We start from the raw sequence: 11,614 nt of genomic DNA on the forward strand, positions 1-11,614 counted from the left end.
TTGCAGTGGAGTCACTCCGGCCGGCGTGCCGTGTCGGCCTATCAGCTGATGAACATAGCACAAGCGGGATACCTGGCATCTGGCATCCCGCTCGTGCTGTCAGCTATTCAGGAGAAAGAGTTGATACCCGACGACCACGGCGTTGTAGACGGCGTGAGTCATCATCGGCGCTACCGGGATTTTCCGACGCTCGTAAGCCCAGGCCGTACCGAGGCCAAGAACGAAGACCGGCAGCATCGAAAACGGCGGATGAACGATGGCAAACAACGCGGCACTGCCAAGCGCCGACAGAGCGACTCCGAGCGACCGGCGCAGGCCTCCGAAGATTAGTCCACGGAATACGAACTCCTCGAATACGGGCGCGGCAAATACCGAAAGCACCACGATTGCGACGCGCGCGATTGGTGCCAAAGTCCACGTCTGGGTGACGCTGGGCTGGAAGCCGTAGTGCTTTGCACACCACAGGTAGAGCAGGCCCACGGCAGCACAGACCAAACCCACTCCCGCGCCGGTCAGCACTGACGCAACGGTGCGCGGACCCAGGATACTGGGAACCTGACGGGTCTTGAGCGTCCAGAACGTGCTGCACATCAGAAGGTAGGTGAGTGCCCCGGCGCAGATATAAGCCAACACGATTCGCGTGGTCGCATCGCCATGCACCACCCCCTTCAACAGATGGGCCGCGAGAAACTGCAGGACGAAGAAGATCATGGCGGCGATAAGCCCGTCAGCCAGCGAGACGCGCGATGGCGGAACGGAGCTCGGGTCGAGCAGATAAGGCATCCTGTCATTGGCTTTTTGCCAAAGCGCGAAGGCGAGCGCGCTGCACAGAATCGGGATGGACAGGTGTTGCCACCAGGCGTGCGAGAGCAACGCATACGCGTAGAACCCGGAGAGCAGCATGAACAGGTACACATAGCGCCCACTCGGCTGGCGCTGCGTGGTGCCGGGCGAGAGACCAGATATCACGCCAAGCGACATGGCAATGACCGCGTAGACAGGCAGGCCGAACAAGGCCAGCACGAATTCGGTCGCAAAGTGCCAAGGCGCGGCATGCGAAACGGTTGCGGAGTAAGCGAGAAGCAGGACAGGATAGGGCAGTGCGACGAGCGTATAGAACATCGCTTTCTCGCCCAGCACACGGATGATCGGGCGCGGGAACGTATAGAGAAGCCAGAGTTTCTCGCCTTCGGTTGCCAGCATGGAGAGCGCGGACAACGTCAACGTGTAGGCGCCTATCGCGAATGCGGTGGTCGCGGCCAGAGACGGGTCGCTGGCGAATCTTGCCGCTAGTTTACCGTTGAGCAGGAACTGCCCCATGACCATCACCAGTGGCAGTCCCAGGCATTGCACCAGATGGCGACGGTCGCGCAACAGCAAGGTCAACTCGCGCATTTTCCCGGGCGACAGCCACGTCCTTTCGGTCTGCGTAGCATGATGAGTGCCACGCTGTGGAATGGCATGGCGGCTTCGTGCGGAGCGGCCGCTTTCGCGCGTGCCGTGCACGACGAGCCCCTTGCGAAGTTGAAAGCGCAGAAAGGCGACGCAGACCAGTGTGATCAGGCCAGCCTCGGTCAGCAGGAGACCGTATAAGCCAAATGCATTGAGGCTAAACGGGGCACGCAATATCTGCACCGCTAAACCCGGCGGCGTCCAGACGGTCCACTCGGGTGTGCGCTCGGCCAGCAGCAGCGCGAGGTGACTGCCGCTCGGTGTGCCAAGGGATATCACCAGACAAAGGACCAGTGAAAGCGCGAGCCCAAGCATCGCCTGAAAATTGCGCAGGACGGCAGGGGCTAGCAAGATGTGCAACCCGAGATCGAGAACGGTCCACATCGAAGCGACTAGCAAGACCAATGGCGCCGCGGTCAGCAGCACGTAGAGCGGCGTTAGCCAGCCCGCCTTGGCATACCAGGCAACGATCGCACCAATGATGATGAAAGCGAACCACGGCGTGGGATTGGCAATGGCTCGTTCACCAATGCGCGCGCACAACTGCGACATTCTCGTCATCGGCAAGGTGGCGATCCATTCGAAATCCCAGTCGGGACCGGACCGCGCCGTCAGCGCGAAAGGATAGAGCACGCTGAAGAGCCATAGCAGCGCGGTCAGCATCGTCATGCCGCGCGTCATCAGGTCGCTGAATGGCGTGATGTGCAGGATGGCGGCAAGCATCACATTGAGCGTGGGCGGGCTCCCGGCACATAGTGGGTCGTCCTGACAATGCAGCACGACTAGAAACGCCCGCGTGCTGCTGCCGAACGAGCACACCATCAGCGCGGTCACGCATAGCATGACAAGCCAGCCAATCCCCGCTTTGGCGGGCGCGGCGCCGCGCCGCGAACCGCGTTGACGATTGACCTTGCCCATCCCCCACAGATGGGTGGCGGACACCATATTCCATAGCCTGCGCAAACGCAGGCCGGCCAGCACACGAGTGCCGCGCAGCGCGTCGTTGAATGGCATGATCAGGAGGTGTGGGCCAGCGTTGAGTCAGTGGCTGAGGCGTCGTTCGTGAGGCTGAGAAACACATCTTCGAGCGAGCCGTTGGTGGCGATGGCGGCGCGGATCTCGTCAAGCGTGCCGGTGGCCACCAGTTTGCCGTGGTGAATGATGCCCACCCGGCTGCACAACCGCTCGGCCATATCCAGCAGATGGGTGGAGACGAATACCGTCACACCTTGCGTCACGCATTGCAGCAGGCGCTCGTTGACCTCGCGCGCCGCACGCGGATCGAGACCGTTGATGGGTTCGTCAAGAATCAGCACGCGTGGCTGATGAATCAAAGCGCACGCGAAAGCGAGCTTCTTTTTCATGCCCATCGAGTAGTTCACGGCGAATTCATCGCCGGCATCATCAAGGCCGAGTTCGGCCAACAGGCGTTCAGTGCGCGCTTTGGCTTGAGTACGCGAAAAGCCATGCATCTGTGCGACGAACTGCAGGATTTCGTGACCGCGCAAGTAGTCGTAGAAGATCGGATTGTCGGGCAGGTAGCCGATGCGGCGTTTCACTTCGACGCCGTCCGCATGGCAATCGTAACCGTCGATATGCACCGAGCCGCTGGTCGGCACCAGCAGACCCATCATCATGCGCATCGTGGTGGTCTTGCCGGCGCCGTTGGGACCGAGGAAGCCAAATAGTTCGCCAGGTGCGACGCGCAGGTTCAACTGGTCGACCGCGTTGAACCTGCCGTACTGCTTGGATAGTCCGTTGAATTCGATCATCGTTGTCCCGAGGTGTTTTTATTATCGATGCCGAGATAGCGCAGGCAAGCTTAAAACAAAAGGATCGAATGGTGGCGGAATTTTCGCTCTAGTTCATAGGCGATGCTTATTGAATGTCTGCTTCAAATCGACTTGGCCTCCCCACCGTCCATCCTCAAGGTCGAGCCTGTCATCCAATGCGCGCCAGGTGACACGACGAACGCCATCAACTCGGCAATTTCCTCAGGGTTGCCATAGCGGGCGATCCCCGCTTCCTGCGGAAACATGGCCGTCGCCTCTTCAACCGTCATGTTGTGCAGCGGTGCCCAGTGCTCAAGATACGATTGACGTCGGCCCGTCATCACCGCACCGGGCAACACGCTGTTGACCTGCACGCCGTCCGCGATGCCGCGATCCGAGAAGGCCTTCGCTAACGCGACGATCGCCGCGTTGATGGTTCCCACTGCTGCGTACGGCGCTTTGGGAAACAGCGCCGAGTTGCCCGACATCAGCACCACCGAACCGGATGCCTTCTTCAATTCGGGCCAAGCCGCGATCGTCAGGCGGCGCGCGCCGTGCAGCTTCAAGGCGAGGCCGCGATCCCATTCGTCATCGGTCATGTCGAACACGTCAATCTGCGGCACGGCACCCGCAATATTTAGCAATGCATCGATCCGGCCGAAAGCGGAGACCGTCTGGTCGACAACTTTCTGAGCGGCGTCGGGTTCAGACAGATCGAGACCGATGGTGAGCGTTGCGGCGCCCACCTTCTTGACCTCGGCAGCGGTCTCTTCGAGCTTCTCCCGATTGCGCGCAACCAGCACGATCGACGCGAAATCCCGCGCCAGCCTGATGGCGGTCGAACGCCCGATCCCCTGACTCGCACCGGTGACGATAGCTACTTTGCTGGACATCTCACTTCTCCTTGACTGGTAGATGGAAGGGTTCAACACGTCGTGCCGGGTCCACTAGCCCGGCAGGAAACCGGAAATAGCTGTGGCGATTTCGGCGGCATGGGTTTCCAGCGCGAAGTGGCCCGTATCGAGAAATTGCACGACCGCATTGGGCAGGTCGCGCTTGAATGCCTCGGCGCCTGGGGGCAGAAAGAACGGATCGTTCTTGCCCCACACGGCCAGAAAAGGTGGCTGATGAGTGCGGAAATACTCCTGAAACGCCGGATACAAGGCGACGTTGTTTCGATAGTCGCGGAACAGGTCGAGCTGTACCTCATCCGCGCCTGGTCGGCTCATGTAGAACTCGTCGAGCGAGTAGCCATCGGGGGAGACGAGGGTCGTGTCGGATACGCCATGCGTGTATTGCCACACGGTCGTTTCATGGGTCAGCATTGCGCGAAGTGCTTCGCGGTTCGCGGCGGACGGATCTTTCCAATAGGCGCGGATCGGGTTCCAGCCCTCGCTCAAACCTTCTTCGTATGCGTTGCCGTTCTGCGAGATGATCGCCGTGATGCGTTCGGGATGGTTGAGCGCAAGCCGGAAGCCCGTCGGCGCACCGTAGTCGAAGACGTACATCGCGAAACGATCTAAACCAACCACCTCCGTGAATCGCCCGATCACCTTCGCGATGTTCTCGAACGTATAGGCAAATGCGTCGCGAGGGGGCATGTCCGTTTGACCGAATCCTGGCAGGTCGGGCGCCACAATATGGAAACGCTGGGCGAGCTTCGGAATCAGGTCACGAAACATATGACTCGAACTGGGGAAGCCGTGCAGCAGCAGCAGCTTAGGTGCGTTCGAGGCGCCCGCTTCACGATAAAACACCTTGAGGCCGTCGACATCAGCGTGACGATAAGCGATAGAGGACATGACTGTTTCCTTACTGGGCTGAGATTGATTGGACTGCTTCGACGATCACCTTGGTCACGGCGTCTGGCGACGTGATCATCGGTGTGTGATCGACCGGGTACGCATCCACATGGGCATTCATCCGTTGCGCCATGAAATGTTGGGTGTCGGCGCTGATCATCCGGTCCTGCTCGGCGATCAGGAACCAGCTTGGACGATCCTTCCAGAGCGGGCGCCCCACCGCTTCACCGATACACGCGACCGAAATGGGACGTTGCACTGCGGCAAGCAGGGTCAATTCCTGTGCTGTCGCGTCCTGGGCGATCGCTGCCCCGAAAGCCTCCTCGGGCAACCAGATCAGGCCATGCTCGTCGGGCGCCAGCTTCGGTGCCTGGGGATGTGCTTCTCCACGATAGAACACTTCGCCGACTGTTTCGCCTTCATCCGGTGCCAGTGCGGCCACGTAGACGAGCGCCTTGACGTTGTCGGCGCGCGTCGCGCCAATTACCGCGCCGCCGTAGGCGTGTCCCGCCACGACAACCGGTCCGTCGATCCGCTCCAGCGTCCTGTCCAGGGCCGCCACGTCGTCTTGCAGCGAGGTCAACGGCAAGGGCGCCGCAGCCGCATGGATGCCAAGTTCCTTCAGTTGCCCGATGATTTTGGTCCAGCCTGAACCGTCTGCCCACGCTCCGTGCACCAGCACGACGCTCACATTGCCAATCGCCATTTTTCGCTCCTCTGAGTAAAACGAAACTGTCTGGAAGTCTGGATTTCGCTCGCCACCAGTAACCTGTAAAGCGAGTATTTGTAGGTTACAAACGACTGGTGTAACTTGTCAAGAGCTTTTTTAACGGTTACTATGTGTATATGCAAACTTCAGGTTCGTCATACGATATGGACTACCGTCAGATTCCCGCGATATTCATAGCCGACGCACCCGGACTGGATTTCCTGAATTCGGTGGCGACCCCGGTGGACGAGCAAGTTGAATGGATCAGTGATGGCGCTGGCTTGCTGGCCTGGCTGGATCAGGCAGGGATGGTGCCGCGCGCTGCGCTCGACGCTATAGGGGCGCGCTCCACGCCCGCCGAACTCGACGAAGTGGCGGCACGGGCGCGCGATCTACGCGAGTGGTTCAGGGGATTTGTGCAGAAGAAAAAGGGGCGTCCGCTGAGCGCGAAGGATCTGCGCGAGTTGGAGCCTTTGAATCAATTGCTTGAGCGCGATGACCAGCATGGTCAGATCGTGGCGAATGTCTCGGGCGAGGCGACGACCTTTGAGCTTCGCGCCAACCGGCGCTGGCAGTCAGCGGAATCGTTGCTGATGCCTCTTGCCGAAGCGCTTGCGCGACTGGTCTGCGACGAGGACTTCACGATGGTGAAAGCGTGCGAGGGCCCGGCCTGCACGTTGCTGTTTGCCGATCACACGCGTGGCCACGCGCGGCGCTGGTGCAGCATGGCAATCTGCGGAAACCGCGCCAAGGTGGCGGCTCATCGCAAGCGTCTCAAGGAACGGGAGAATGCCTGACGGGAGGCTCGCACGCGCGCCGCGAGTTTCGGCTTCGCGCGCCGGGCGTCCTACCAATTGGCCATCAACGAATCACGATGCAACGGCGCGCGCCATGCTTTACGATTGTCACCGCGCATAACCTGTAGGACTTCACGCGTCCTACATATTGGCACCCGCAGGTAAATGGCCCGATAACCGCCAGCGCCGCTAACAGACGGTGCGCGGTTCAGGACGAGTCAAGACGCACCAGACGCGCAAAGACGCACACATCAACGCATTCCACGAAGGCTCAACCATGACAAACCCAGTTGCGATCGGTATTGCGGGCGTTGGAAAGATCGCCCGTGACCAGCATCTGCCAGCACTCGCTGCCAACAAAGGCTTCAATCTCATAGCTGGCGCGAGCCGCAACGCAACCGTCGACGGCATCAACAACTACCCGAACATCGAAGCCATGCTCAAGGCAGAGCCTTCGCTGCAGGCCGTTTCGTTGTGTGCGCCGCCGCAAGTGCGCTTTGAGCAGGCAAGCGCCGCGCTGGCCGCCGGCAAGCATGTGATGCTGGAAAAGCCACCGGGCGCCAGCGTTGCGGAAGTGGGCGTACTCGCGGAACTCGCCCAGCAGAACGGATGCACCTTGTTCGCGACATGGCATTCACGCTATGCGCCTGGCGTTGAAGCGGCGCGCGCGTGGCTCGCCACGCGCGAGGTCAAGTCGGTGCACGTGCAATGGAAAGAAGACGTGCGGCGCTGGCACCCGAACCAGGACTGGATCTGGCAACCGGGCGGCCTTGGCGTGTTCGATCCGGGCATCAACGCGTTGTCCATCATCACGCGTATCCTGCCGCACACGTTTTTCCTGAAGGCTGCTGATCTGCTGGTGCCAGCGAACCGGCACAACCCGATTGCGGCAAACCTGGATTTCACCGATGCAGCCGGCACGCCGATCCGCGCGGAGTTCGACTGGCGTCACGGTCCGGTTGAGTTGTGGCAGATCGACGTGACGACCCAGGGCGGCACGCTGCGTCTGTCGCAAGGCGGCAAGCAGCTGGAGATCGACGGCAAGACCGTGGACATCGGCCCGGAACGTGAGTACCCGAACCTGTACGAGCGCTTCCTCGAGTTGATTTCGAATGGTACGAGCGACGTGGATGTGAGTCCGCTTCAGCACGTGGCCGACGCTCTTCTGTTGGGCGACCGGAAATCGGTCGAACCGTTCGTCGAATAACCCGGCGCGTCAGGTCAAGCAATCTTCATTGAGGCGCTGCCGCCGCGGCGCCTCAATAGCGCGTAGCCCGCACTGCGTCGCTGCGCCATTGCTCCGAACCGTTAGAGGGTTGATCCGAGTGCCCGCTACGGACAACGCCCTCACCACCTCTACCTGAAAATCTCCGCAATCAGATTCGCCACCGTGCGGATGCGCTCGCTATCGCGCAGCGCCGGGTGTAGCACCATCCACACGTCCTGATCGAGCGCCTTGATGTGCCGCTCGATGCAAACCAGATCGCTGGTCGTATCGCCCGCCAACTGTGCCAGCACGCCGAGGCCGGAGCCGCCCATCACGCCATCGAACACACCCATGCCATAACTGCTTCGCAGCGAAGGGGCAGGCGCGCCCGGCAGTGTCTTTAGCCATTGCGTGGCCGGGTGATCGGGCTGCCGGTCGTCGTAACCGACGAACGACAGCTTGTCCCACTCCTTGCGGGTAATCGCCGGCTTGTGACGCAGGTAGTAATCGCGCGAACCGAACAACCCGAAGCGGATCTTGCCGATGCGTCGCACATAGAGGTCGCCCTCGTCAGGGCATTCGGACCACAGCGCAATATCGGCTTCGCGCCTTGCGAGACTGTACGGCCGCCGAGAGGTCAGCACTTCAATCGCGAGACCGGGCAGACGCTCATGGAACGAGCCGAGCAACTTCAGCAGGATGTACGAGGGCCATTCGACCGCGTTGATGCGCACGGTGCCATTCGGACCGCCGCCGCCATTGACGTCCGCTGCGCGCTCGATCTGGTGCGCGAGGTCTTCCATCTGCTCGGCCCAGGCCAGCACGCGCGCACCGAACGCCGTCACGGTGCAACCCGACGGCACCCGGTCGATCAACGGTTCGCCCAGCCGCCGCTCCAGTTCGGCCAAGCGGCGCGAGAGGGTGGGCGGGCTAAGATCGCACGCAAGTGCCGCTTCACGCATCGTACCGCCGCGCGCAATTGCTACTAGAATCCTCAGGTCGTCCCAGTCCACGTGTTCCATTTTTGAAACGCTCGATTTTGAAATTTGGCATAGCATAACGTGGATCGCGAGGATAGCATTGAACGTGCTCATACTTGTCCCAGCATCTGGTGAAAACAGTCTGACTGTTTCACCCTTGGCCGGAGACAGGCGTGGCGTCCTGATCCATCACACGACTCGGCGGCTATCACTACGTAGACCGAACGAGCGATACGGAGACACAACAATGAATCGCCCTTTCCAACCGGCGCGCCGTCGCGCAATCGTAGCCAGCGCTGTCTTTGCCGCCGCATCAGTCCTCCCCATGTCCACGGCATTCGCCCAGACTGCTCACAAGCCGAAAGTCGCGCTGGTGATGAAGTCGTTGGCGAACGAGTTCTTCCTGACCATGGAAACTGGCGCGAAGGATTATCAAAAGCAGAACCCCGCCAAGTTCGATCTGATCACAAACGGCATTAAGGACGAAACGGATACAGCGGCCCAGATTAAGATCGTTGAGGAAATGATCGTTTCGAAGGTCGACGCTTTGGTGATTGCACCGGCCGATTCGAAGGCGCTCGTTCCGGTCCTGAAGAAGGCGGTGGACGCCGGCATTATCGTGGTCAACATCGACAACCAGCTCGATCCTGACGTGCTCAAGTCGAAGAACCTGAACATCCCGTTCGTCGGCCCGGACAATGCCAAGGGCGCGCAGAAGGTTGGCGATTACCTCGCCAAGCGCTTGAAGTCGGGTGATGACGTCGCGATCATCGAAGGCGTTTCGACGACCACCAATGCACAGCAACGCACGGCCGGCTTCAAGCAGGCCATGGCGACGGGTGGCATGAAGGTGGTTTCGCTGCAATCGGGCGAGTGGGAAATCGACAAGGGCAATGCCGTCGCCAGCCAGATTCTCAACGCGAACCCGGATGTCAAGGCGCTCCTGTGCGGTAACGACAACATGGCGATTGGCGCCGTGTCTGCTGTGCGCGCCGCTGGCAAGGCGGGTAAGATCCAGGTCGTGGGCTATGACGACATCAGCGCGATCAAGCCGATGCTCGACGACGGCCGTGTGCTTGCAACTGCCAACCAGTACGCGGCCAAGCAGGCCGTCTTCGGTATCGACGTGGCGCTGAAGGCGCTCGCGGAACACAAGAAGCAATCGGAACTGTCGGGCGTGGTCGAAACGCCAGTCGATCTGGTCACCAAGTAAGGTCGGCTTGTCGCGTGGCCCGCTTTAGTGCAGGGCCACGCACTTCGATCTCTTGCCTGACTCTGGCGGTCCCATGTCTACCCCCAATCTATCCCCCGCTGCTGCTTCGCCGGTGCTGCAGGTCGAAGGCATCGGCAAGACCTATGCCGAACCTGTTCTCTTCGATATCTCGCTGGACCTGCATGCCGGCGAGGTGCTGGCGCTGACCGGCGAGAACGGCGCGGGCAAAAGCACCTTGTCGAAGATCGTCGGCGGTCTCGTCACCCCGACCACCGGCTCGATGAAGCTCGGTGGCGTGCCGTATGCGCCCCGCAGCCGCAAGGAAGCCGAGGCGCTCGGCGTGCGCATGGTCATGCAGGAGTTGAACCTGCTGCCAACCCTCTCGGTGGCTGAGAACCTGTTTCTAAACCGTTTGCCCCAGCGCGGCGGCTTTGGCTGGATCGACCGTACCAAGTTGCGCGAGGACGCGCGCCACGCCATGGCGCAAGTCGGGCTCGACGCGATCGACCCGGACACGCTGGTGGGCACCTTGGGTATCGGTCATCAACAGATGGTTGAGATCGCGCGCAATCTGATTGGCGATTGCCGCGTGCTGATTCTCGACGAGCCGACCGCGATGCTGACTGCCCGCGAAGTGGACCTGCTGTTCGAGCAGGTCGCGCGGTTGAAGGCGCGCGGTGTCGCGTTGGTGTACATCTCGCACCGTCTCGAAGAATTGCAGCGGATCGCGGGACGCGCGGCTGTGCTGCGCGATGGCCGGCTCGTGCATGTCGATACGATGGCTAATCTTGACCCCGACCGTCTCGTGACGCTGATGGTCGGGCGCGACATTGGCGAGCGCATCGATCTTGGTGAGCGGCGCATTGGCGAGGTGGTCTTCAAGGTCGCGGGAATGACGCGCGAACCGGTCGTGCGCAATGTCTCGTTTGAAGTGAAGGCTGGCGAGATCTTCGGCATTAGCGGGCTGATCGGCGCGGGTCGCACGGAGTTGATGCGGCTCATCTACGGAGCGGATCATGGCAGTGCCGGAGTGGTGTCCATCGCGCATCACGGCGCGCTCAAGCCTGTGAAGATCAACTCGCCGTCCGATGCGGTGGAAAGCGGCATCGCGCTCATCACGGAAGATCGCAAGGGCGAGGGCCTGCTGTTGACGCAGCCCATCGCGGCCAATATTTCCCTTGGCCATCTGCGCGCGGTGTCGAGCAATGGCGTGGTGGACGCTGGACGCGAAACGGCGCTGGCCCGCAGGCAGATCGATGCGATGCACATTCGCAGTTCAGGTCCATCGCAGCCGGTGTCGGAACTGTCCGGCGGCAACCAGCAGAAAGTGGTGATTGGCCGCTGGCTCGCGCGCGATTGCACGGTGTTGCTGTTCGATGAACCGACGCGCGGCATCGACGTTGGCGCGAAGTTCGATATCTATGCACTGATGGGCGCGCTTGCCAGAGAAGGGCGCGCACTGGTGGTCGTGTCGAGCGATCTGCGCGAGTTGATGTCGATTTGCGACCGCATCGGCGTGATGTCGGCGGGGCAAATGACAGGCCTGTTCGAGCGCGGCGCCTGGACTCAGGATGCGTTGCTCGCGGCCGCGTTCGCGGGATATACGAAACGCGAGGAGCTGCTGCACGAGCCGATCGAACCCGACTGCAAAGCGCCCGTCGAAAAATTAGTGGAGTAACCCA

Annotated in this window: 10 protein-coding genes; 4 read left to right on the top strand and 6 right to left on the bottom strand. The window is 61.0% G+C overall.

Features of this window, described 5'->3' with window-relative positions; genetic code table 11:
* Positions 1-99: 99 nt before the first annotated feature.
* The 5 genes from WCA85_RS11350 to WCA85_RS11370 form a co-directional block, all read right to left on the bottom strand.
* Positions 100-2,466, bottom strand: coding sequence for a lysostaphin resistance A-like protein (locus WCA85_RS11350; RefSeq protein WP_424063870.1), 2,367 nt, complete (start codon positions 2,464-2,466; stop codon positions 100-102).
* Between the two features lie 2 nt (positions 2,467-2,468).
* Positions 2,469-3,224, bottom strand: a complete 756-nt coding sequence (locus WCA85_RS11355) for an ABC transporter ATP-binding protein (RefSeq protein WP_424063872.1) — start codon at positions 3,222-3,224, stop codon at positions 2,469-2,471.
* Between the two features lie 122 nt (positions 3,225-3,346).
* Positions 3,347-4,117 (bottom strand): SDR family oxidoreductase, encoded by a 771-nt coding sequence (locus tag WCA85_RS11360; RefSeq protein ID WP_424063873.1) that lies wholly within the window; start codon positions 4,115-4,117, stop codon positions 3,347-3,349.
* Between the two features lie 54 nt (positions 4,118-4,171).
* Positions 4,172-5,026, bottom strand: a complete 855-nt coding sequence (locus tag WCA85_RS11365; protein WP_424063874.1) for an alpha/beta fold hydrolase — start codon at positions 5,024-5,026, stop codon at positions 4,172-4,174.
* Positions 5,027-5,036: 10 nt separating this feature from the next.
* On the bottom strand, positions 5,037-5,732 hold the full coding sequence (locus tag WCA85_RS11370; RefSeq protein ID WP_424063876.1) for an alpha/beta fold hydrolase: 696 nt from the start codon (positions 5,730-5,732) through the stop codon (positions 5,037-5,039).
* A 167-nt stretch (positions 5,733-5,899) separates the two neighbouring features.
* Here WCA85_RS11370 and WCA85_RS11375 point away from each other — a divergent pair, with 167 nt between their 5' ends.
* Positions 5,900-6,532, top strand: a complete 633-nt coding sequence (locus tag WCA85_RS11375; protein WP_424063912.1) for a CGNR zinc finger domain-containing protein — start codon at positions 5,900-5,902, stop codon at positions 6,530-6,532.
* 277 nt (positions 6,533-6,809) lie between these two features.
* Positions 6,810-7,739 carry a Gfo/Idh/MocA family protein gene (locus WCA85_RS11380; protein ID WP_424063878.1) on the top strand — a complete coding sequence of 310 codons (930 nt, stop codon included), beginning with the start codon at positions 6,810-6,812 and terminating at the stop codon, positions 7,737-7,739.
* 149 nt (positions 7,740-7,888) lie between these two features.
* On the opposite strand, the gene WCA85_RS11385 is transcribed toward WCA85_RS11380, so the two are convergent.
* Positions 7,889-8,761, bottom strand: a complete 873-nt coding sequence (locus WCA85_RS11385) for a LysR family transcriptional regulator (protein ID WP_424063880.1) — start codon at positions 8,759-8,761, stop codon at positions 7,889-7,891.
* 205 nt (positions 8,762-8,966) lie between these two features.
* Between WCA85_RS11385 and WCA85_RS11390 the strand changes: the two genes are divergently transcribed.
* Together WCA85_RS11390 and WCA85_RS11395 are read left to right on the top strand one after the other, a co-directional pair.
* Complete coding sequence (locus WCA85_RS11390) at positions 8,967-9,932, top strand: sugar ABC transporter substrate-binding protein (protein WP_424063882.1); 966 nt, start codon at positions 8,967-8,969, stop codon at positions 9,930-9,932.
* Positions 9,933-10,005: 73 nt separating this feature from the next.
* Entirely contained in the window at positions 10,006-11,610 is a 1,605-nt protein-coding gene (locus WCA85_RS11395) for a sugar ABC transporter ATP-binding protein (RefSeq protein ID WP_424063883.1), read from the top strand.
* Positions 11,611-11,614 lie beyond the last annotated feature (4 nt).

The organism is Paraburkholderia sp. (assembly GCF_049581445.1).
GTDB lineage: Bacteria > Pseudomonadota > Gammaproteobacteria > Burkholderiales > Burkholderiaceae > Paraburkholderia.

Excerpts from the sequence above, each read along its gene's own strand:
- WCA85_RS11390 (WP_424063882.1), top strand. The coding sequence starts at position 8,967 with ATGAATCGCCCTTTCCAACCGGCGCGCCGTCGCGCAATCGTAGCCAGC.
- WCA85_RS11355 (WP_424063872.1), bottom strand. The coding sequence starts at position 3,224 with ATGATCGAATTCAACGGACTATCCAAGCAGTACGGCAGGTTCAACGCG.
- WCA85_RS11385 (WP_424063880.1), bottom strand. The coding sequence starts at position 8,761 with ATGGAACACGTGGACTGGGACGACCTGAGGATTCTAGTAGCAATTGCG.
- WCA85_RS11360 (WP_424063873.1), bottom strand. The coding sequence starts at position 4,117 with ATGTCCAGCAAAGTAGCTATCGTCACCGGTGCGAGTCAGGGGATCGGG.
- WCA85_RS11395 (WP_424063883.1), top strand. The coding sequence starts at position 10,006 with ATGTCTACCCCCAATCTATCCCCCGCTGCTGCTTCGCCGGTGCTGCAG.
- WCA85_RS11370 (WP_424063876.1), bottom strand. The coding sequence starts at position 5,732 with ATGGCGATTGGCAATGTGAGCGTCGTGCTGGTGCACGGAGCGTGGGCA.
- WCA85_RS11365 (WP_424063874.1), bottom strand. The coding sequence starts at position 5,026 with ATGTCCTCTATCGCTTATCGTCACGCTGATGTCGACGGCCTCAAGGTG.
- WCA85_RS11375 (WP_424063912.1), top strand. The coding sequence starts at position 5,900 with ATGGACTACCGTCAGATTCCCGCGATATTCATAGCCGACGCACCCGGA.
- WCA85_RS11350 (WP_424063870.1), bottom strand. The coding sequence starts at position 2,466 with ATGCCATTCAACGACGCGCTGCGCGGCACTCGTGTGCTGGCCGGCCTG.
- WCA85_RS11380 (WP_424063878.1), top strand. The coding sequence starts at position 6,810 with ATGACAAACCCAGTTGCGATCGGTATTGCGGGCGTTGGAAAGATCGCC.